The organism is Pseudomonas sp. SCPG-7 (genome assembly GCF_002156405.1).
In the GTDB taxonomy this organism is placed as follows: domain Bacteria; phylum Pseudomonadota; class Gammaproteobacteria; order Pseudomonadales; family Pseudomonadaceae; genus Aquipseudomonas; species Aquipseudomonas parakoreensis.
Map to the genome: position 1 here is coordinate 78,715 of NZ_MVOO01000010.1, position 20,759 is coordinate 99,473.

Sequence of the window (20,759 nt, forward strand, 5' to 3'; positions counted from 1 at the left end):
TGTTTCAAGCGCTTTCATGTCTGTAACAGGAAGGTGACCGGGCCATCGTTGACCAGGTGCACCTGCATATCCGCGCCGAATCTACCTGATGCCACAGTGCCATGCATCTGTTTCGCTTTGCTGAATAGATAGTCGAACAATTCCTCGCCCAATGCCGGAGGGGCTGCGGTCGAGAAACTCGGACGCAACCCGCTCTTGGTGTCGGCAGCCAGGGTGAACTGAGAGACCAGCAGCAACCCGCCGCCCACATCCGCCAGGGACAGATTCATCTTGCCCTCGGCGTCACTGAATACCCGATAGTTAAGCAGCTTATGCAGAAGTTTGTCGGCACTGGCACGGGTATCGTCGGGTTCGACCGCCACCAGCACCAGCAAACCCTGATCCACCGCGCCGACTATTTCTCCCGCGACTTCGACCCGCGCACCGCGCACGCGCTGCAGAAGCCCCTTCATGCTTCTTCTGGCGGCAGGTCGAGCAGGCGGCGGGCCATGTTGCTCGCGGCACGCACCAGCGCGTCGGTAATGCCTGGCTCGGAGGCGGCGTGGCCAGCATCGCGAATCACCTGCAGCTCGCTGTTCGGCCAGGCCTGATGCAATTCCCAGGCGTTGTCCAGCGGGCAGATCACGTCGTAGCGACCGTGAATGATCACCCCCGGCAGATGAGCGATCTTGCCCATGTCGCGGATCAACTGGTTCGGCTCGAGGAACGCATTGTTGGTGAAGTAGTGGCATTCGATCCGCGCGATCGACAGGGCGCGCTGCGGCTCGGAGAAACGGTCGACCACCAGCGGGTTCGGCCGCAGGGTCGCGGTGCGCCCTTCCCACGTCGACCAAGCCTTGGCCGCGTGCATCTGGGCGATCTGATCGTTACCAACCAGGCGCTTGTGGAAAGCGCTGAGCAGATCGTCGCGCTCGTCCAGCGGGATCGGCGCGATGTAGTCCTGCCAGTAATCGGGAAACAGACGGCTGGCACCGGCCTGATAGAACCACTCGATTTCCTGCGGACGGCAGAGAAAGATCCCACGCAGGATCAGACCGTGAACACGCTCCGGATGGGTTTGTGCGTAGGCCAGCGCCAGGGTCGAGCCCCACGAACCGCCAAACAGCACCCATTTGTCGATGCCCAAGTGCTTGCGGATACGCTCGAGGTCGGCGACCAGATCCCAGGTGGTGTTGTTTTCCAGGCTGGCGTGGGGGGTGGAGCGTCCGCAGCCGCGCTGGTCGAAGGTGACAATGCGATACAGGTTCGGGTCGAAATAGCGACGGCTCTGCGCGTCGCAACCGGCACCCGGGCCGCCGTGGATGAACACCACCGGCAAGCCTTCCGGAGAACCGCTTTCGTCGACGTACAGCGTGTGGGTGTCATCGACAGCCAGATCGTGCCGGGCATGGGGTTTGATCTGCGGAAACAATGTCTGCATTGCGTGCTCCGTAAGGGGTCGAGGTCATCCCTGGGGGGACTTCTATTATTCTGCCGTCCGGCATCATAAACCCGATTTACATCAATGAGCATGCCCGCACGCAGTCACAATTTGTCAGCCATGAACCTCAACAGGTTTTCGTAGAGCCGGTCGACCTCGGCGACCTGACCTCGCGCACGCAAACAACCGTGCACCAGCCCTTCGCCGTAATAAAGCGAAGCGTCTGTGCCGGCGCTGGCCAGTCGTTCAGCGTAGCCCACGCCGTCGTCGCGCAGCGGATCGAATTGCGCCACGGCGATCCAGGCGGGCGGCAATCCACTGAAATCGTCAGCGAGCAGCGGCATGGCATAAGCATCCGGCCGAGGGCTGCCGCGCAGGTATAACGCTTGATAGCTGTGCACATCATGGCTGCCGAGCAACGGTGCATCGGCGCATTCGCTGCGTGACGGCAACCGGTCGTCACCGCCAAGGCCGGGATAGATCAGCACTTGAGCCGCCGGCATCGCCTCGCCGGCATCGCGCAACGCCAGGCACAACGCGGCGGCGAGATTGCCACCGGCGCTGTCGCCGGCTACCAGCAGTTTCTGCGGGTCAAACCAGAACGGCCCGCTGCGCAACGCGCGCCAGACACTCAGGCAATCCTCGAACCCCGCCGGGTATGGATGTTCTGGCGCCAGCCGATAATCCACCGCCACCACCATCGCACCCAGCGCCATGGCCAGTTCGAAACAGATGAAGTCGTGAGAGCCGAGCCCACCGACGACCCAACCACCGCCATGCAAGTACAACACGCAAGGCCAGCCGCTGGCCGGTGGCTTGAGCGGCGGCCGGTAGGAACGCACCGGTACGCCGCTCAACTGGAAGTCGACGACCTCCAGCCCTGCGGGCCGTTCAGGGGTGAAGGCCCGACACATGGCGTCATAGGCCTGGCGCAGTCCTGCGAGACTACTGTCATCACTGACGAAACTTTCGGTTCGGGTAACGAAGGCCGCCATGGCCGGCGTCAGCAGATAATGGTTCATCAGTTTTTCAGACTGGCCTGAACCGCGCCCACGCCATCCTTGCCATCAAAACTGCTGACCCCGGCCAGCCAGCGCTGCAGATCCTCGGGGTGTTCACGCAGCCAGTTCTTTGCCACGTCCTGCGGCGTCTTGCGCGCCATGATCGGTACCATCAGCTGGCTTTCCTGGGCGGCAGTGAACGTCAGGTTTTGCAGCAGGCGATGGACGTTCGGGCAGCGTTCGGCGTAATCCGGCGCGGTCACGGTGGACACGGTGGCGGCGCCTTCGTTGGGGCCGTAGACGTCTTCGCTGCCGGTCAGGTAGGTGATCTTCATGTTGATGTTCATCGGGTGCGGGGTCCAGCCGACGAACACCACAAACTCCTTGCGATTCACCGCGCGTTGTACAGCGGCGAGCATGCCTGCCTCACCGGACTCGACGATCTTGAAATCCTTCAGACCGAAGTGGTTGGTCTCGATCATGTTCTTGATGGTGGTGTTGGCCCCACTGCCCGGCTCGATGCCGTAGATCTTGCCGCCCAACTGATCCTTGAACTTCGCGATGTCGGCAAAGGTTTTCAACCCGGCCGCCGCCACGTAATCCGGCACCGCCAGCGTCGCCTGAGCATCCGCCAGACTCGGCTTGTCCAGGACTTTGACCTGGTTGGCAGCGAGGAAGGGCGCAATGTTGTTGTCCATTGCCGGTTTCCAGTAGCCGAGGAAGATGTCCAGACGCTTGTCGCGAATGCCGGCAAAGATGATCTGCTGCACCGCGCTGGTCTGCTTGCTGTCGTAGCCGAGACCATTGAGCAACACATCGGCCATGCCGCTGGTGGCGATCACGTCGGTCCAGTTGACCACGCCCATGCGCACGGTTTTGCAGGAGGCGTCGTCATTGGCCATGACGCCAGCGCTGAACAGCGCGCTGCCAGTGAGGATTAACGCACAACGAGTGAAGAGCTTTTTCATTCGGGGGTTCTCGTGCGGCAGCGGATTATTGTCAGGTCGGTGTCTGGTACACCGTGGCCGCAACATTACGCAGGCGACGAGAGGGAAAGATGAACGGTGGCGACTGTGTTTTGCACAGCGGCGACCCGGACGGACCACCGCCCCCTCGTGGGAGCGAGCTTGCTCGCGAATGCGGTGAATCAGTCACCTCATAATCGACTGACACGATGCTTTCGCGAGCAAGCTCGCTCTCACAGGGGGTGTGGGTCTGTGTTCAGGATGGGTAGTGGCTCTCGCCCCAGGCGAGCAAACCCTGCAGCAACGCCTTGAGCACCACCCGCGTCGGCTCCGCCAGATCGGCGCGGTAGCGGAACGGTTCGAACTCTTCCATGTAGGTGCTCTGGCACAGCTCCAGTTGCACGGCGTGGATGTGCTCGGCCGGGTTGCCGTAATGGCGGGTGATGTGGCCGCCCTTGAAGCGTCCGTTGAGCACGTGGCTGTAAGGGTCGTGACGGGCGCAGATGGCTTCCAGTTGCGTCGCCAGTTGTGGATCGCAACTGGCGCCGTTGAAGGTGCCGAGGTTGAAATCCGGCAGTTTGCCGTCGAACAGGTGCGGGATGACCGAGCGGATCGAGTGCGCGTCGAACAGCAGCGCATAGCCGAATTCAGCCTTCAGCCGCGCCAGCTCTTGCTGCAGGGTGCGGTGATAGGGCGTCCAGATCTGTTCCAGATAGGTCGCCCGCTCGGCTTTGGAGGGCTCGAGCCCTTCGCGGAACAACGGAATGCCATCGAACAGCGTCGCCGGGTACAGCCCGGTGGTGGCGCCGGCGTACAGCGGTTTGTCGTCGGACGGGCGGTTCAGGTCGATGACAAACCGCGAGTACTCGGCGGCCAACGTGCTGGCGCCCAACGCCTCGGCAAAATCGTAAAGCTGCGGAATGTGCCAGTCGGTGTCCGGCAGGCTTTTCGCGTCCGAGATCAATCCGGCCTCGACCGCCGGGGTCAGACGTACGCCAGCGTGAGGCATGCTGATCAGCAGCGGCACGCGACCTTGTTTGAAGTTCAGAACCTTATCCACAACCGCTCTCCTACAGACTTGATTCAACGCCGTGACGCACGACGCGTTTGTCCAGATCGCCCCCGAGCCAATAGGCCAGGTCCGCCGGGCGGTCGATCTGCCAGGCGACGAAATCCGCGACCTTGCCGACTTCCAGCGAACCGTGGGTGTCAGCCATGCCCAGCGCTTGTGCGGCATGGATGGTCGCACCGGCCAAGGCTTCTTCCGGAGTCATACGGAAGCAGGTGCAAGCCATGTTCAGCATCAGGCGCAACGACAGCGCCGGCGAGGTGCCGGGGTTGAGGTCACTGGCGATGGCGATCTTGACCTTGTGCTTGCGCAGGGCGTCCATCGGTGGCAACCGGGTTTCGCGAAGGAAATAGAACGCGCCCGGCAACAGCACGGCGACGGTGTCGGCTTTGGCCATGGCGATGGCGTCGTCTTCATCCATGAACTCCAGATGATCGGCGGACAACGCCTTGTAGCGCGCGGCTAGGCTGGAGCCATGCAGCGACGACAATTGTTCGGCATGCAGCTTTACCGGCAGACCAAGCTTTTGCGCGGTGATGAACACCCGCTCGACCTGCTCCGGCGAGAACGCCAGGTACTCGCAGAACGCATCCACGGCATCGATCAGACCTTCGGCGGCCAAAGCGGGAAGCATCTCGGCGCAGATGTGCTCGATGTAGTCGTCAGCGCGATCCTTGTACTCCGGCGGCAAGGCGTGGGCGGCCAGACAGGTGCTGCGCACGCTGATCGGCAGCTCCTTGGCCAGGCGACGGATGACCCTCAGGATCTTGCGTTCACTGGCCAGATCCAGACCGTAGCCGGACTTCATCTCGACCGTGGTCACGCCGTCGCGCATCAGGCTTTTCAAACGCTTGGCGGCGCTGGCGAACAGCTCGTCTTCGCTCGCTTCACGGGTGGCGCGCACAGTGCTGGCGATACCGCCGCCTTGCGCCGCGATCTCGGCGTAGCTGACGCCTTGCAGGCGTTTCTCGAATTCGCCGCTGCGGTTGCCACCGAACACCGTGTGTGTGTGGCAGTCGATCAGGCCGGGGGTGACCCACGCGCCTTGCAGGTCGTTGACCGCCGGGTATTCGCCAGAGGGCAATTGATTGCGCGGGCCGATCCACTCGATGTGCGCACCGGACGTCACGATGGCCGCATCCTCGATGATCGAGTAGACGCCTTGCGCCATGGTTGCGACGTGGCAGTGTTGCCAGAGGGTTTTCATCCCAAGTCCTCGTCTTGTTCAAAATCGTATCGCTGGCAAGCCAGCTCCCACAGGTATTTGTGGGAGCTGGCTTGCCAGCGATGAGGGCCTTACAGGCTCGGCAGCAGCCTGGCTGGAACCAGCTCGGTCAGACACCGCGAAGCCAACAACTCGGTCGCCGCATTGATGTCCGGCGCAAAGAAGCGATCCTTCTCATAAAACGGCACTTCGCGCCGCAGAATCGCCCGCGCCTGTTCCAGCTTGGCCGAGGTCTTCAGACCGTTGCGCAGGTCCAGCCCCTGCACCGCCGCCAGCCACTCCACCGCGAGAATCCCGCGGGTGTTTTCGGCCATTTCCCACAGGCGCTTGCCGGCGGCCGGGGCCATCGACACGTGGTCTTCCTGGTTGGCCGAGGTCGGCAGGCTGTCGACCGAATGCGGATGGGCCAGCGCCTTGTTCTCGCTGGCCAGTGCCGCGGCGGTCACCTGAGCGATCATGAAGCCCGAGTTGACGCCGCCATTGGCCACCAGGAACGGCGGCAGTTGCGACATGTGCTTGTCCATCATCAGCGAGATACGGCGTTCGCTCAGCGAGCCGATTTCAGCAATGGCCAGGGCCATGTTGTCGGCGGCCATGGCCACCGGCTCGGCGTGGAAGTTACCGCCGGAAATCACATCGCCTTCAGCGGCGAACACCAACGGGTTGTCGGAGACGGCGTTGGCTTCGACCACCAGCACATCGGCGGCCTGACGGAACTGGGTCAGGCAGGCGCCCATGACCTGTGGCTGGCAACGCAGCGAGTACGGGTCCTGAACCTTCTCGCAGTTCTGGTGCGAGTCGGAGACTTCACTGCGCTCACCGAGCAGATCGCGATACGCGGCTGCAGCATCAATCTGACCTTTCTGACCGCGAGCGGCGTGAATACGTGCATCGAACGGCGAGCGCGAACCGAGCACCGCTTCCACCGTCAGACCGCCGATTGCCAGCGCACCGGCAAACAGGTCTTCACCTTCAAAAAGACCGCGCAGCGCAAACGCCGTGGACACCTGAGTGCCGTTGAGCAGCGCCAGACCTTCTTTCGCCGCCAGGGTCAGCGGGGTCAGACCGGCGACTTTCAGCGCCTCAGTCGCTTCCATCCACTCGCCCTTGTAGCGCGCCTTGCCCTCGCCCAGCAGCACCAGCGACATGTGCGCCAGCGGTGCCAAGTCACCGGAGGCGCCGACCGAACCTTTGAGCGGAATGTGCGGATACACCTCGGCGTTGATCAGCGCGATCAGCGCGTCGATCACCACGCGGCGGATCCCGGAGAAACCACGGCTGAGGCTGTTGACCTTGAGCACCATGATCAGCCGCACCAGCTCATCGCTGATCGGCTGGCCGACGCCGGCCGCATGCGACAGCACCAGCGAACGCTGGAGGTTTTCCAGGTCTTCGCTGGCGATGCGGGTCGAGGCCAGCAGGCCGAAACCGGTGTTGATGCCGTAGGCGGTGCGATTCTCGGCGAGGATCTGCTCGACACACGCAACGCTGGCCTCGATCTGCGCGGAGGCGCTGTGGTCGAGGGTCAGCTTGACCGGTTGCTGATAAACGTCACGCAGTTGGGCCAGGCTCAATTGGCCGGGAATCAGGTTCAGCGCAGTCATTTAAATGCTCCTGTTTAGGCATTGTTATTAACTACCAGTCGCTCCGGAGCATTCCGTTATCCGTCGTTTCTCGTCTTGTGGACGATCCACGCCTTGGCACGCTGGTATGGGTATTGTCAGTGCAGATTCGGTAATACGTTGTGCAGCGAATCCGGGTGCTTCAGAACGCTTGCGGCGGCAGCGATGTCCGGCGCCAGCCAGCGATCCTGATCGTAGGCCGGGACGGTTTCACGCAGCAGGCGCCACGCCCGGTCGGTGCCCGCGCCAAAGCGCTGCGCCTTGAGAAATTCAAAGGCCTGCGCCGCCAGCAGGTACTCGATGGCGAGGATCTGCGTGCAGTTTTCCAGGGCGCGGTGCAGCTTCAGCGCAGCGCTGGTGCCCATGCTCAAGTGGTCTTCCTGCAGGCCCGAGGTGACGTAGTTGTCGAGCACCGCCGGTTGCGCCAGTTGGCGGTTCTCGGCACACAGCGAGGCGGCGACGTATTGCACGATCATCATCCCGGAGTTCACCCCCGGATTGGCCACCAGAAACGCCGGCAGACCGCTGACGTGCGGGTTCACCAGACGATCAAGGCGACGCTCGGCAATCGAGCCGATTTCGGCCATGGCAATCGCCAGCAGATCCGCTGCCATCGCCACTGACTGGCCGTGCGGGTTAGCCTGCGACATCACCCGGAAGTTGTCCGGCGTGCCCAGCAGCAACGGGTTATCGGTGCAGCCATTGAGTTCGGCTTCCACCTGCCTGATCGCATGTTCCAGTTGATCGCGCGCTGCGCCGTGCACCTGCGGGATCGAGCGGATGCTCAACGCATCCTGAGTGCGAATGCCTTTGCTGGTCGCGATCACTTCACTGCCATCAAGTAACGCACGCAGATTGCTCCCGACCTGCTGCATGCCCGGGTGCGGTTTGAGCGCGATGATCTCGGCGTCGAACGCGGCGATCTGCCCACGCTGCGCTTCGAAGCTCATGGCGCCGATCACGTCGGCCCATTGCACCAGTCGCGTCGCATCGGCAATCGCCAGGCAGCTGAGGCCGGTCATGCACGGCGTACCGTTGACCAGGCACAAACCGTCTTTCGCGCCGAGTTGCACCGGTTGCAGGCCTTCTTCGGCCAAAGCCTGCTGCGCCGAGATGATTTGCCCGCGATAGCTGACATTGCCCACGCCCAGCAGCGCGATGCCGATGTGCGCCATGTGCGTCAGGTAACCCACCGAGCCTTGCGACGGCACCTGCGGGGTGATGCCACGATTGAGCAGCGCCAGCAGGCCTTCAACCACGCGGCGATGAATACCGGATTTGCCGTGACTGTAGTTGTGAATCGCCGCGCAGATGATCGCGCGGGTCTGCTCATCGGGCAGCACCGGGCCGACACCACAGGCGTGGCTGAGCAAGGTGTTGCGCGAGAGCTGGCTGAGTTGTTCGTCCTTCAGCGAGACATTGGACAAACCACCCAGGCCGGTATTGACGCCATAAGCACGCTCGCCGCTTTCGACGATGCGCTGGACGATGCCCTGAGCGTTTTCGATGCGCGCCCAGGTTTCGCTCGATAACTCCAGTTGCGCGCCGTGACGGGCGACGGCGACCACGTCCTGCCAACGCAGGGGGTTGCCGGTGATGATGATTTTTTCAGCCTGGGACATCTTCAACCTCATCCAAACATTGATGCAGCTTTACCGGCCTCATCGCTGGCAAGCCAGCTCCCACAGAGTTCTCATTGTTCACTCGATCCCTGTGGGAGCTGGCTTGCCAGCGATGAGGCCAGTCAATGCACTGCAAAACTCAAATCAAACCACCGCCGCCCGCCGCTGCACGAACCGGTCAACATACTCATCCGCCGGCGAATGCAGGATCTCTCTTGGCGTGCCGACCTGAATCAGGCGGCCGTCCTTGAGAATCGCGATGCGGTTGCCGATGCGCACGGCCTCGTCGAGGTCGTGGGTGATGAAGACGATGGTCTTGTGCAGGGTCTTTTGCAGCTCCAGCAACTGGTCCTGCATCTCGGCGCGGATCAGCGGATCGAGCGCACTGAACGCTTCGTCCATCAGGATGATGTCGGTGTCCGCCGCCAGCGCGCGGGCCAGGCCGACACGCTGACGCATGCCGCCGGAGAGCTGATGCGGGTATTTGTTTTCGTAGCCCTTGAGACCCACGGTGTTGATCCAGTGCAGCGCGCGTTCGGCGCACAGTTGCTTGCTCTCGCCGCGCACTTTCAGGCCGTAGGCGACGTTCTCGATCACGGTCTTGTGCGGCAGCAGGCCGAAGCTCTGGAACACCATGCTGATCTTGTGCCGGCGAAATTCGCGCAGCGCTTCCATGTCGTATTGCAGGATATCTACGCCATCGACCAGGATCGCGCCGCTGGTGGGGTCGATCAGGCGATTGAAGTGGCGCACCAGCGTCGATTTGCCCGAGCCGGACAGGCCCATGATCACGAAAATCTCGCCGGTGCCGATACTCAGCGACAGGTCATTGACCCCGACCACACAACCGGTTTCGTTCAGCACCTGATCCTTGGTCTTGCCCTGGCCGACCATCGCCAGTGCGTCCTTGGCGCGGTTGCCGAAAATCTTGAAGACGTTTTTGACTTCGATCTTGCTCACGGTTGCGTTGTTCATTTGCTCACCTCATGCCGTGGCCGACCGTACGCCTGAGTAATGCGGTCGATGACCACTGCGAGAATCACGATCGCCAGACCGGCTTCGAGGCCGCGTCCGACGTTGAGGGTCTGAATGCCCACCAGTACGTCTTCACCCAGGCCACGGGCGCCGATCATCGAGGCGATTACCACCATCGACAGGGCCATCATGGTGGTCTGGTTGATCCCGGCCATGATGCTCGGCAGGGCCAGCGGCAGTTGCACACCGAACAGTTGCTGCCAGCGGTTGGCACCGAAGGCGTTGATCGCCTCCATCACTTCACCATCGACCTGGCGAATGCCCAGATCGGTCAGGCGAATCAACGGCGGCGCGGCATAGATCACCGTGGCGAAAATCGCCGGGACCTTGCCCAGACCGAACAGCATCAGCACCGGAATCAGGTACACGAAGCTGGGCATGGTCTGCATGATGTCGAGCAGCGGCATCAGCACCGAACGCAGGCGATTGCTGCGCGCCGAGAGAATCCCCAGCGGAATGCCGATCAGCACCGAAATGATCGTCGCGACCATCATCAGCGCCAGCGTCTGCATGAGTTTGTCCCACAGGCCGACAGCGCCCACCAGGAACAGCAGACCGACGATGACGGCGGTGGTCACGACTTTACGCGTGGCGTGCCAGGCGACGACGCCAACGATCGCCAGCATCAGCCACCACGGCGCGGCACGCAGAAGGCCTTCGAGGTTGACGATGGCCCACAGCAGCGTGTCGGAGATATGGCGGAACACATCACCATAATTGGTGACCAGCGAATCGACCCAACCGTTGACCCAGTCGGCGATGGAAAAGGTAAAGCTTTCGGGAAACATAAGCGGCTCTCAATCAGAAATCTCAATCAAGCGATGACGGCATATCTCCCGGCCAGCCTCACGGTTGACCGGGAGGTATCGACCTACAGCGCCGCGTCGATTTTCTTGGCTGCGTCGTCACTGACCCACGCGTGCCAGACCTCAGGATGTTCCTTGAGGAAGATTTTCGCCAGTTTTGGCGACTCGATACGTTCCTTCGCCATGCGGCCCAGGTTCTGGTTCAGCAGATCGATCGGCAGATTGACCTTCTCCAGCACGGCCACCAGTTCCGGCGCCTGTTCGTGGAAGGTTTTCGACAGACCGACCTTGATGCTCACGCTCTTGTCGACGCCCGGTTTTTCTTCAAGTTTGACCGCGTCGATCTGGCCCATCAGCGGGGTTGGCGACCAGTAGTAGAACAGGATCGGCTCGCCACGCTTGTAGCTCGACAGCACTGCCGCATCCAGCGCCGGGCCGGTGCCCGGACGGAAGTTGGTGTAGCTGTTTTCCAGGCCGTAGCTCTTGAGCATTTCGCTGTTGTCCAGCTCACAGGTCCAACCCGCCGGGCAGTTGTAGAAACGGCCCTTGGACGGCTCTTCGGCGTCCTTGAAAATCGTCGCGTATTTGCCCAGATCGGCAATGTTTTTCAGGTCCGGGGCTTTTGCCTCGATCTTGCGTTTGGCGTCGCCTTCGATCACGTAGCGCGGCACGTACCAGCCTTCGATAGCGCCGACGATCGGGGCGCCGACACCGACGACTTTGCCGGCCTTCTCAGCCTTGTTCCAGACTTCGCTGCGGCCGACCCACTCTTCGGCGAACACTTGAATGTCGTTGCTGCTCAAGGCGTTCTCCATGGTGATGGAGTTGCCCGGCAGACTGTCGGTCTTGCAGTCGTAACCTTTCTCCAGCACCACTTGCAGCACGTCGGTCAGCAACATGCCGCTTTCCCAGTTCAGGCCGGCGAATTTCACCGGTTTGCCGGACTCGCACCAGCCGGCAGCCTGGGTGGCGCCGGCACTGGCCAGCAGGCCCATGGACAGCAGTGTGGTGAGCAGGGTCTTGTTCGATTTCATTATTGCGACGCTCCTAATCATGAATTGGCTTACGGCAGTCAAGAGGCATCCAGCCCTGTCCACGTCCAATCAGGCCTGCGCCGCAGCGCGCCCGGCCCCACTTTTTTCAGGTTGTACAACACTGTTCTGCTCGAGCGGCAAAATCAGCTGATCAGGCACCGAGCCGTGCCATTTTTTCGCGCACAGGTAATACAGCGCGGCAGGCAGCACCAGGCCGATGATCCAGGAAATATCCACGTCACCGAGGGCAGCCACCAGCGGGCCGGTGTAGAACTTGGTGGAGATGAACGGCAGCTGCACCAGCACACCGAACACATAGACGCTGATCCCGAGCAGATTCCAGCGGCCGTAGCGACCATTCGGATCGGCCAGCGCCGGTACGTCATAGCGTTCACGAGTGATGCAGTAGTAGTCGACCAGGTTGATCGCGCTCCATGGCGTGAAGAACGCCAGCAGAAACAGGATGAACGACTTGAACGCACCGAGGAACGAGTGCTGGCCAAGCAGTGCGATCAGGGTCGCCGCACCGACAATCACCAGCACGAACACCAGACGCTGCAGGCGCGAGACCGTCAGGTGCCCACGGAAGCCGCTGATGATCGTGGCGATGCACATGAAACTGCCGTACGAGTTCAACGTCGAGATGGTGACCTTGCCGAAGGCGATGCTGAAGTACAGCAGCGCCGCCGTGGCACCGGTGCCGCCCAGCCCGACGATGTAGGCCACTTCATGCCCGGCGAACTGGCCGTTGGCCGATGCCGCAGCGAACACGCCAAGGACCATCGCCACCTGCGCGCCGATGACCGAACCGGCGCCAGCGGCAAAGAAGGTTTTCACCGAGGAAACCTTGCTCGGCAAGTAACGCGAATAGTCCGCCACATACGGGCCGAAGGCGATCTGCCAGGACGCCGCGAGCGACACCGCCAGCAAGAAGCTGCTCCAGCTGAAGTGACGGATCTGCAACAGGGCGCCCACATCCACCTGACTCAGCAGACGGCTGAACAGATACACGAAGGCAATCACCCCAATGACGCTGGCGACACGCCCGATCCAGTGGATCACCCGATAACCGAGCACGGTGACCACCACGATGACACTGGCGAACAGCAGGATGCCGACGGTGTCGCTGACGCCAAACAACTGGCCCAGCGCCTGGCCGGAAAGCACCGTACCGGTGGCGGTGAAACCCAGGTACATCAGGCACACCAGCACGATCGGGATCGCCGCGCCATACACGCCGAACTGCACCCGGCTGGAAATCATCTGCGGCAAGCCAAGCTTCGGCCCTTGCGCCGCGTGCAGCGCCATCACGCCGCCGCCGAGCAGTTGACCGATCAACAGACCGATCAACGACCAGAACACATCACCGCCCAGCACCACGGCCAAGGCCCCGGTAACAATCGCGGTGATTTGCAGATTCGCACCCATCCACAGGGTGAACTGGCTCAACAGACGACCGTGTCTTTCCGCTTCCGGGATGTAGTCGATCGAACGCCTTTCGATCAACGGTTTGTTACCTGCACGATCGGGGGTTACAGCCATGATTCAACCTCTGTGGATTGTTTTGATTGTTCACTGAGCTTCGGTAGGGCTGCTTTTCTGTGGGAGCGAGCTTGCTCGCGAATTGGCCAGCACATTCAACATCTTTGCTGGCTGACAGATTGCTTTCGCGAGCAAGCTCGCTCCCACATAAAGCCAAAGCGTGTTACTTGCCGCCGGTAATCATCGGCAGGTTCAGCCCCTGCTCCTTCGCGCAGTCGATGGCGATCTGGTAACCGGCATCGGCGTGACGCATGACGCCAGTGGCCGGGTCGTTGTGCAGCACGCGCGCAATACGCTCGGCCGCTTCGTCAGTACCGTCGCAGACGATCACCATGCCCGAGTGCTGCGAGAAGCCCATGCCCACGCCACCACCGTGGTGCAGTGAGACCCAGGTCGCGCCGCTCGCGGTGTTCAGCAGCGCATTGAGCAGTGGCCAGTCGGAGACAGCGTCGGAACCGTCCTGCATCGATTCGGTTTCGCGGTTCGGGCTGGCGACCGAGCCGGAGTCGAGGTGGTCGCGACCGATCACGATCGGTGCCGACAGCTCACCGCTGCGCACCATTTCGTTGAACGCCAGACCGAGCTTGGCACGCAGGCCCAGGCCGACCCAGCAGATACGTGCCGGCAGACCCTGGAAGCTGATGCGCTCGCGGGCCATGTCCAGCCAGTTGTGCAGGTGGGCGTCGTCCGGGATCAGCTCTTTGACTTTGGCGTCGGTCTTGAAGATGTCCTGCGGATCACCCGACAGCGCCGCCCAACGGAACGGGCCGATGCCACGGCAGAACAGTGGGCGAATGTAGGCCGGGACGAAGCCCGGGAAGTCGAACGCGTTTTCCACGCCTTCTTCCTGCGCCATCTGACGGATGTTGTTGCCGTAGTCGAAGGTCGGGATGCCTTGCTTCTGGAACGCCAGCATCGCTTTGACGTGGACCGCCATCGATTGCTTGGCGGCTTTGATCACGGCAGCCGGCTCGGTCTTGGCGCGGGCGCGGTACTCTTCCCAGGTCCAGCCCGCGGGCAGGTAGCCGTTCAGTGGGTCGTGGGCACTGGTCTGGTCGGTGACCATGTCCGGACGCACGCCGCGCTTGACCAGTTCCGGAAGGATTTCTGCGGCGTTACCCAGCAGGGCGATGGAGATCGCTTTGCCTTCGGCGGTGTATTTGGCGATGCGCGCCAAGGCGTCGTCGAGGTCTTTGGCTTGCTCGTCGACATAACGGCTTTTCAGGCGGAAATCGATGCTCACCTGCTGGCATTCGATGTTCAGCGAGCAGGCGCCAGCCAGAGTTGCAGCCAGCGGCTGAGCACCGCCCATGCCGCCCAGACCGGCGGTCAGGACCCACTTGCCTTTGAGGTTGTCGTTGTAGTGCTGACGACCGGCTTCGACGAAGGTTTCGTAGGTGCCCTGAACGATGCCCTGGCTGCCGATGTAGATCCAGCTGCCGGCGGTCATCTGGCCGTACATGGCCAGGCCTTTGGCGTCGAGTTCGTTGAAGTGTTCCCAGCTCGCCCAGTGCGGCACCAGGTTGGAGTTGGCGATCAGTACGCGCGGGGCGTTGCTGTGAGTCTTGAACACGCCGACCGGTTTGCCGGATTGCACCAGCAGGGTTTCGTCGTCGTTCAGATTGGTCAGGCTTTCGACGATCTTGTCGTAGCACTCCCAGTTACGCGCAGCGCGACCGATACCACCGTAGACCACCAGCTCTTTCGGGTTCTCGGCCACTTCCGGATCGAGGTTGTTCATCAGCATGCGCAGCGGCGCTTCGGTCAGCCAGCTCTTGGCGGTCAGCTTGTTGCCGCGTGCAGCGCGGATCTCGACGTCACGGTACTTAGTAGGTTTTGTGTCAGTCACGAAAAAGACTCCTCAGCGATCAATTCAAACCAACCCTGGCAGTGGGCAAGCAGCCTGTGCGCCTCAATGCGCGACAAGCGAATCAGTGGACGCTGCGGACTTATACGCATACGTCTTTACTTGTACATACAAGCATATGCAATCAAGCGGCCAACTCACTGAAGAGCCGTTCAAGAAAAATCGCGAACAGGGCTACAGAGCGCTGGAAACAAGGGTTGTGGCGTGGATGAAATTTTTTGCGGGGGAGAATTGAGGTCGCGGGGGATCGTTACGAACCCGTGGCTTTGCGCCACGCTGGGGCGTTCGGTAACAAGTTGGTGCGTGAAGGGAAACAGCTTGTGTGAATGCCATTGTGGCGAGGGAGCTTGCTCCCGCTGGAGGCCGAAGGACTCCCATTCCGGCGTTCACCGAAATGGGGCCGCTTCGCAACCCAGCGGGAGCAAGCTCCCTCGCCACAATGTGTTTTACATGAGCAGGAAGATCAGCGTGCCGTCAGCTCGATCACGCAGCACGCGGCATTGACCGCGACTTCAACCAGACCGGTGTTACCGTCCAGCTGCAGGCAATCATGTCGGGCCAGTTGCGCAGTGTTGTCACCGACCTGCACTTGCAGCAGCTCGCTGACACTGAACACCAGCACCGTCGAGGCCGAGCTGAAAAACCGCTGTTCACCGTCCAGCTACTGCAACCGCGCGTGGTAACGCTGCGGTGCGTAAATCAGGTTGAAGTCGCGTATCGCGCCGCCGAGCAAGGTGCAGGACACCTGGCTTTCGCCGCTGAACGCAAACGGGTCCAGCGGTAACAATGGACGCGTGTCATCACCATCGACGCACAAGGTCATGCCGTCACCCTGCAATACCGTGATCACTCGCTGGTAACCGGCAAAGGTCGAGAAACCGCCCGACTCGGCAATGTCGGCAATCGACAGACGCCAGCCAAAACCATCCAGGCCAGCACCGGCGTCACGGGTGATCTCTTCGGTGCTGCCGCCGCCGTTTTTCCACGGCATGCGTGGGTAACCTTCGGCGCGTAAAACTTTCACTTCACTGCTCATTTATGAAAGCGTCCTTCCAGACGATGACGAGAACCGGGATGAATCAGGCGCGCCGCCGTCACCGGCTGACGGCCCGACCACGTACGACGACGGATCAACAGGCACGGCTCGCCTTTCTCGATCTGCAGCAACTTGCACTCGGACGGCTCGGCGAGGATCGCTTCGACCACGTGCTCGCCTTCAGTCAACGGCGCGACCTGGTTGAGATAGGCGTAAGGGGTTTGCAGGGTGAAATCCTGCTTGAGGTATTCCGGAGCGACCAGCGCGTTGACGAAACGGTCTTCGATTTGCACCGGGATGTCGTTTTCGTAATGCACGATCAGCGAATGGAAGACCTTCTGCCCTTCGCGCATGTCCAGCGCCAACGCGCGCTCGGAGCCGGCGGCCTCTTCTTCGAGGGTGATCACCTGACAGGTGTGGCGATGCCCACGGGAGGCAATTTCGTCGGCGATGTTGTGCACTTCGAACAGCGCAGACTGGCTCTTCGGTTCGGCGACGAACGTGCCGACACCTTGCATGCGCACCAGCAGGCCGTCGGCGGTCATTTCGCGCAGCGCGCGGTTGATGGTCATGCGGCTGAAACCGAGCTGGCTGACCAGTTCGCTTTCCGACGGCACGCGGTAGTGCGGTGGCCAGTTACCGCTGTCGATCTGCTGGGTGATCATCTGTTTGACGCGGGCGTACAAGGGCGCCGGACTGTCGCCCAGGTTCGCGGCCAACGGGGAGACTGGAGGCGGAGTCGGCACGGTGGATCCCTGTTCATTGGATGAAGGTTGCTAGCTTGCCGGAGTTTACCGGGCAGGCAAACGTCTGTATATGTATATACAAATAACACACGATGGGGTGCTGAACCATGTCCGCCTTCTTTGCCGAACGCGCGCTGCTGCCTAACGGATGGGCCAACCATGTACGTCTCGAAGTCAGTGCCGATGGCATGCTGACCCGAATCCAGGCCGATTCCACCGCAGATGGCGCCGAGCGGCTGAGCGGTCCGCTGCTGCCGGGCATGCCCAATCTGCATTCCCATGCCTTCCAACGCGCGATGGCGGGACTGGCCGAAGTGGCTGGCAATCCCAACGACAGCTTCTGGACCTGGCGCGACCTGATGTATCGCCTCGTCGGAAAAATCAGCCCGGAGCAGCTCGGCGTGATTGCCCGTCAGCTGTACATCGAAATGCTCAAGGCCGGTTACACCTCGGTTGCTGAATTCCACTATGTGCACCACGACAACAACGGTCAGCCGTATGCCGATCCGGCCGAACTGGCACTGCGCATCAGCCAGGCAGCGAGCGACAGCGGCATCGGTCTGACCCTGTTGCCGGTGCTTTACAGCCATTCCGGATTCGGCGGCCAAACGCCCAATGACGGGCAGCGCCGCTTTATCAACAGCACCGAAAACTATCTGAACCTGCAAGCGCGCCTGCAGCCGCTGCTGGCTCAGCAAAAAGCGCAATCGCTGGGGCTGTGCTTCCACTCGTTGCGCGCGGTCACCCCGCAACAGATCAGCGAAGTGCTGGCGGCGAGCGACAAGCAGTGCCCGGTGCACATCCACATCGCCGAACAGCAGAAGGAAGTCGATGACTGCCTGAGCTGGAGCGGTCGTCGGCCGCTGCAATGGCTCTATGAAAACACCGAAGTCGATCAGCGCTGGTGCCTGGTTCACGCCACCCACGCCAATCCCGAGGAAGTCACGCTGATGGCCAAAAGTCGCGCCATCGCCGGCCTGTGCCTGACCACTGAAGCGAATCTGGGCGACGGGATTTTCCCAGCGGTGGATTTCCTCGCCCAGGGCGGACGCATGGGCATCGGTTCCGACAGCCATGTGTCGCTCAGCGTGGTCGAGGAATTGCGTTGGCTGGAATACGGCCAGCGTCTGCGTGATCAGCGGCGCAACCGTTTGTATGGCGCGGATCAGCCGATGGTCGGGCGCACGTTGTATGACGCGGCGCTGGACGGCGGCGCCCAGGCGTTGGGGCAGCCGATTGGCGCGCTGGAAGTCGGCAAGCGTGCCGACTGGATTGTGCTCGATGGCAATGATCCGTATCTGGCCACGGCCAGTGGTGACGGGATTTTGAATCGCTGGTTGTTCGCTGGCGGTGACCGACAGGTGCGCGATGTATTGGTCAATGGCCAGTGGGTGGTGCGCGATGGCCGGCATGCAGGCGAAGAGGAAAGCGCACGCGCCTTCACCCAGGTTCTGCGCGAACTTTTAGGCTGACACAAAACAAAAATGTGGGAGCGAGCCTGCTCGCGAAAGCGGTGTATCAGCAACATTTTCGTTAACTGACACACCCTCTTCGCGAGCAGGCTCGCTCCCACATTTGATTTGTGGTGGTCTTTAATTCGAAGTCTTCGCCATCTGCCGATCCGACGCTCGCCAGATCAGTCGCGTGGTGTCGTAACCCTGCTGACGCGCCTTGCTCAGCAACTCCTCACGCACCACACCGTTGACGGTCGGCGTGCGGGACAGCAACCACATGTACTTGCGGCTCGGGTCGCCGACGATGGCGGTCTTGTAGTCGTCGCTGACGTACAACACCCAGTATTCGCCTTTCGCCACTCCGGGAATCAAGCGCGAGAACCAGGTATCGAATTCGACCCACAACTTGTCGGTCTTGCCCGGCACCTGTGGATAAGCCTTGCCTTTGGCTTCTTCCCATTGCCAGTCGGCGGTCAGGCAGCGATTGAGCACATCGACATTGCCGTCCGGCCTGAGCGAATAATGGGCTTCGGATTGCGCGCAGTTGCGCTGGAAGTACATCGGCAGGCGCGCCAGTTCATACCAGGTGCCCTGATAACGCTTGAGGTTGACACTGTGAGCCGTCTTGGGCGCCAGCGGATCTTCACCGTGAGTGGCGCAGCCGGCCAGTACCAGGCCGGCAAAAAGGACGAACAATAACCGCTTCATTATTTTTCTCCCGTGGGCGCTTGGCCCCGGTTTACTTCAGGCCTTGGCCAGAAAACATCAGCACTTTGTCACCGGCGTACTGCACGCTGATAAAGCTGTTTTTGTCGCCCCAGGTACAACTGGACATGCCGAGCGCACCCGAACAGTCGGTGGGTTTGCCGAGCAGCGTCTCAACTTCGGCCTTGGCCATGCCGGCCGAAAGCTTGGAATAGTTTTCCTGATTGACCTTGCTGCACGCGGCCAACAGCACGCAAAAAGTCAGAAGGGCGATAGATCGCAGCGACATGAAGTAACTCCTGGAGCGGAAGGGGGATGGCATGGTGCCAACCAGAAGCTTAGAAGAGAAAACCCTCATCTGGTTCCCTTCAGAAATGGCTATTTATCGCTCCGCTCGTCTGGCATTTATCGGCAAATCAGACACTTTCTGCGGCTATTGAGCATTTCGTCGCATTTCACCAAAGACGCCTAATCTTTGGCGCACAGCGGTCGAAATAAGAGCAGCGCAAAGCCCCCGAGTGTGGCAAATTGCCACCCTTTCTCGACCAGCCCCTTCGCGGTAGTTCATTCGATGACCAGAAACATGAAATTCAGCCACAAGATCTTGTTGGCTGCCGCCCTCGTGGTGGCCGTTGCGTTCGCCTGTTTCATTTTGTTCAACGACTATCGACAACGCGAAGCCCTGAGCAGCAGCACAGAAGCCTCGATGCAGGAGCTGGGGAGTCTGACGACCAGCAACATCCAGACCTGGCTGGAAAGCCGCATCCAGTTGCTGCAATCGCTGTCGCAGCAGGTCGCCGCCGACGGCAGCGCGCCGGCCAGCCTCAAGCGCATCATCGACCTGCCCGCCTACACCGGCAATTTCCAGCTCAGCTATTTCGGCGGCGCTGACGGCGTAATGTTCTCGGTACCCGCCGGTAACCGTGCACCGGATTACGACCCGCGCGCCCGTGGCTGGTACAAGGCCGCCAACAGTGCGCAGCAGACCATCGTCACCGAACCCTACATCGCCGCTTCGTCGGGCAAACTGGTGATCACCGTCGCCACCCCGGTGCAGCGTCAAGGCCAGATGATCGGTGTGGCCGGCGCGGATATCGACCTGACCAGCGTCAGCGCGATCATCAACTCGCTCAACTTCGGTGGCCACGGCCATGCGTTCATCGTCAGCGCCGATGGCAAGATCCTGATTCACCCGGACAGCAAACTGGTGCTGAAAACCCTTGCCGAGGCTTATCCGAACGGTGCGCCGAAAGTCAGCCCGGGCCTGAAAGAAGTCGAATTCGACGGCAAGACCCAACTGATTTCGTTCACCCGCGTCAACGGCGTGCCATCAGCTGACTGGTACGTGGCGCTGGTGCTGGACAAGGACACCGCGTTCTCGATGCTCAGCGAATTCCGCACCTCGGCGCTGATCGCCATGGTGATCGCCGTGGTGATCATCATCGCCCTGCTCGGCATGCTGATCCGCGTGCTGATGCAACCGCTGCTGACCATGGGTCGCGCCATGCATGACATCGCCGAAGGCGAAGGCGACCTCACCAAGCGTCTGGTGATCCACGGCCACGACGAGTTCGGCGCGCTGGGTCTGTCGTTCAACCGCTTCGTCGAGC

General features: G+C 61.3%; 17 protein-coding genes and 2 pseudogenes. 2 read left to right on the forward strand and 17 right to left on the reverse strand.

The features are described from left to right. Positions 1-14: 14 nt before the first annotated feature. The 15 genes and pseudogenes from dtd to hutC form a co-directional block, all read right to left on the reverse strand. Entirely contained in the window at positions 15-452 is a 438-nt protein-coding gene (gene dtd / locus B1722_RS18960) for a D-aminoacyl-tRNA deacylase (protein WP_041071491.1), read from the reverse strand. Next, positions 449-1,420 carry a prolyl aminopeptidase gene (pip, locus tag B1722_RS18965; RefSeq protein WP_003220824.1) on the reverse strand — a complete coding sequence of 324 codons (972 nt, stop codon included), beginning with the start codon at positions 1,418-1,420 and terminating at the stop codon, positions 449-451. The genes dtd and pip overlap by 4 nt, the downstream gene beginning before the upstream one ends. Positions 1,421-1,524: 104 nt before the next feature. Beyond that, entirely contained in the window at positions 1,525-2,442 is a 918-nt protein-coding gene (locus B1722_RS18970; RefSeq protein WP_086793930.1) for an alpha/beta hydrolase, read from the reverse strand. Beyond that, positions 2,442-3,389 (reverse strand): choline ABC transporter substrate-binding protein, encoded by a 948-nt coding sequence (locus B1722_RS18975; RefSeq protein ID WP_086793932.1) that lies wholly within the window; start codon positions 3,387-3,389, stop codon positions 2,442-2,444. Before B1722_RS18975 ends, B1722_RS18970 begins: the two co-directional genes overlap by 1 nt. A 253-nt stretch (positions 3,390-3,642) precedes the next feature. Continuing rightward, positions 3,643-4,446: an N-formylglutamate deformylase gene (gene hutG / locus B1722_RS18980; protein WP_086793935.1), complete on the reverse strand. Its 804-nt coding sequence runs from the start codon at positions 4,444-4,446 to the stop codon at positions 3,643-3,645. A 10-nt stretch (positions 4,447-4,456) separates the two neighbouring features. Beyond that, positions 4,457-5,662 (reverse strand): imidazolonepropionase, encoded by a 1,206-nt coding sequence (gene hutI, locus B1722_RS18985; RefSeq protein ID WP_086793937.1) that lies wholly within the window; start codon positions 5,660-5,662, stop codon positions 4,457-4,459. 89 nt (positions 5,663-5,751) lie between these two features. Then, positions 5,752-7,284, reverse strand: a complete 1,533-nt coding sequence (gene hutH / locus B1722_RS18990; RefSeq protein ID WP_086793939.1) for a histidine ammonia-lyase — start codon at positions 7,282-7,284, stop codon at positions 5,752-5,754. A gap of 116 nt (positions 7,285-7,400) precedes the next feature. Further along, entirely contained in the window at positions 7,401-8,924 is a 1,524-nt protein-coding gene (gene hutH / locus B1722_RS18995; RefSeq protein ID WP_041071473.1) for a histidine ammonia-lyase, read from the reverse strand. 144 nt (positions 8,925-9,068) lie between these two features. Beyond that, positions 9,069-9,899 (reverse strand): glycine betaine/L-proline ABC transporter ATP-binding protein, encoded by an 831-nt coding sequence (locus B1722_RS19000; RefSeq protein WP_047601084.1) that lies wholly within the window; start codon positions 9,897-9,899, stop codon positions 9,069-9,071. Next, a complete protein-coding gene (locus tag B1722_RS19005) occupies positions 9,896-10,747 on the reverse strand; it encodes a proline/glycine betaine ABC transporter permease (RefSeq protein ID WP_007949591.1) in 852 nt (283 codons plus the stop codon). Before B1722_RS19005 ends, B1722_RS19000 begins: the two co-directional genes overlap by 4 nt. A gap of 83 nt (positions 10,748-10,830) precedes the next feature. Continuing rightward, positions 10,831-11,799 (reverse strand): ABC transporter substrate-binding protein, encoded by a 969-nt coding sequence (locus tag B1722_RS19010; RefSeq protein WP_041071468.1) that lies wholly within the window; start codon positions 11,797-11,799, stop codon positions 10,831-10,833. A gap of 69 nt (positions 11,800-11,868) precedes the next feature. Continuing rightward, on the reverse strand, positions 11,869-13,341 hold the full coding sequence (locus B1722_RS19015; RefSeq protein WP_041071465.1) for a cytosine permease: 1,473 nt from the start codon (positions 13,339-13,341) through the stop codon (positions 11,869-11,871). A 163-nt stretch (positions 13,342-13,504) separates the two neighbouring features. Continuing rightward, complete coding sequence (hutU, locus tag B1722_RS19020; RefSeq protein ID WP_041071463.1) at positions 13,505-15,190, reverse strand: urocanate hydratase; 1,686 nt, start codon at positions 15,188-15,190, stop codon at positions 13,505-13,507. Between the two features lie 481 nt (positions 15,191-15,671). Then, positions 15,672-16,244: pseudogene (locus B1722_RS19025) on the reverse strand (HutD family protein). Beyond that, the gene (hutC, locus tag B1722_RS19030; RefSeq protein WP_230679353.1) at positions 16,241-16,909 is read right to left on the reverse strand and encodes a histidine utilization repressor; all 669 of its coding nucleotides are present in this window, start codon (positions 16,907-16,909) and stop codon (positions 16,241-16,243) included. The pseudogene B1722_RS19025 and the gene hutC overlap by 4 nt, the downstream one beginning before the upstream one ends. 188 nt (positions 16,910-17,097) lie before the next feature. On the opposite strand from hutC, the gene B1722_RS19035 reads away from it, so the two are divergent. Then, positions 17,098-18,462, forward strand: a complete 1,365-nt coding sequence (locus tag B1722_RS19035; protein WP_041071457.1) for a formimidoylglutamate deiminase — start codon at positions 17,098-17,100, stop codon at positions 18,460-18,462. 120 nt (positions 18,463-18,582) lie between these two features. Here the strand turns inward: B1722_RS19035 and B1722_RS19040 are convergent, their stop codons facing one another. Beyond that, positions 18,583-19,152 carry a lipocalin family protein gene (locus B1722_RS19040; RefSeq protein ID WP_041071454.1) on the reverse strand — a complete coding sequence of 190 codons (570 nt, stop codon included), beginning with the start codon at positions 19,150-19,152 and terminating at the stop codon, positions 18,583-18,585. Between the two features lie 31 nt (positions 19,153-19,183). Beyond that, entirely contained in the window at positions 19,184-19,438 is a 255-nt protein-coding gene (locus B1722_RS19045) for a hypothetical protein (protein ID WP_003220802.1), read from the reverse strand. Between the two features lie 294 nt (positions 19,439-19,732). Between B1722_RS19045 and B1722_RS30160 the strand changes: the two are divergent. Continuing rightward, positions 19,733-20,755: pseudogene (locus tag B1722_RS30160) on the forward strand (sensor histidine kinase); the annotation flags it as partial. Between the last annotated feature and the right edge of the window lie 4 nt (positions 20,756-20,759).

What these genes read in the sequence shown, in the direction of transcription:
- B1722_RS19035 (WP_041071457.1), top strand. Translation starts at nt 17,098, where the DNA reads ATGTCCGCCTTCTTTGCCGAACGCGCGCTGCTGCCTAACGGATGGGCC.
- B1722_RS18970 (WP_086793930.1), bottom strand. Translation starts at nt 2,442, where the DNA reads ATGAACCATTATCTGCTGACGCCGGCCATGGCGGCCTTCGTTACCCGA.
- B1722_RS18975 (WP_086793932.1), bottom strand. Translation starts at nt 3,389, where the DNA reads ATGAAAAAGCTCTTCACTCGTTGTGCGTTAATCCTCACTGGCAGCGCG.
- hutH (WP_086793939.1), bottom strand. Translation starts at nt 7,284, where the DNA reads ATGACTGCGCTGAACCTGATTCCCGGCCAATTGAGCCTGGCCCAACTG.
- hutI (WP_086793937.1), bottom strand. Translation starts at nt 5,662, where the DNA reads ATGAAAACCCTCTGGCAACACTGCCACGTCGCAACCATGGCGCAAGGC.
- B1722_RS19000 (WP_047601084.1), bottom strand. Translation starts at nt 9,899, where the DNA reads ATGAACAACGCAACCGTGAGCAAGATCGAAGTCAAAAACGTCTTCAAG.
- B1722_RS19015 (WP_041071465.1), bottom strand. Translation starts at nt 13,341, where the DNA reads ATGGCTGTAACCCCCGATCGTGCAGGTAACAAACCGTTGATCGAAAGG.
- pip (WP_003220824.1), bottom strand. Translation starts at nt 1,420, where the DNA reads ATGCAGACATTGTTTCCGCAGATCAAACCCCATGCCCGGCACGATCTG.
- B1722_RS19010 (WP_041071468.1), bottom strand. Translation starts at nt 11,799, where the DNA reads ATGAAATCGAACAAGACCCTGCTCACCACACTGCTGTCCATGGGCCTG.
- hutH (WP_041071473.1), bottom strand. Translation starts at nt 8,924, where the DNA reads ATGTCCCAGGCTGAAAAAATCATCATCACCGGCAACCCCCTGCGTTGG.
- B1722_RS19040 (WP_041071454.1), bottom strand. Translation starts at nt 19,152, where the DNA reads ATGAAGCGGTTATTGTTCGTCCTTTTTGCCGGCCTGGTACTGGCCGGC.
- B1722_RS19045 (WP_003220802.1), bottom strand. Translation starts at nt 19,438, where the DNA reads ATGTCGCTGCGATCTATCGCCCTTCTGACTTTTTGCGTGCTGTTGGCC.
- B1722_RS19005 (WP_007949591.1), bottom strand. Translation starts at nt 10,747, where the DNA reads ATGTTTCCCGAAAGCTTTACCTTTTCCATCGCCGACTGGGTCAACGGT.
- dtd (WP_041071491.1), bottom strand. Translation starts at nt 452, where the DNA reads ATGAAGGGGCTTCTGCAGCGCGTGCGCGGTGCGCGGGTCGAAGTCGCG.
- hutC (WP_230679353.1), bottom strand. Translation starts at nt 16,909, where the DNA reads ATGATCACCCAGCAGATCGACAGCGGTAACTGGCCACCGCACTACCGC.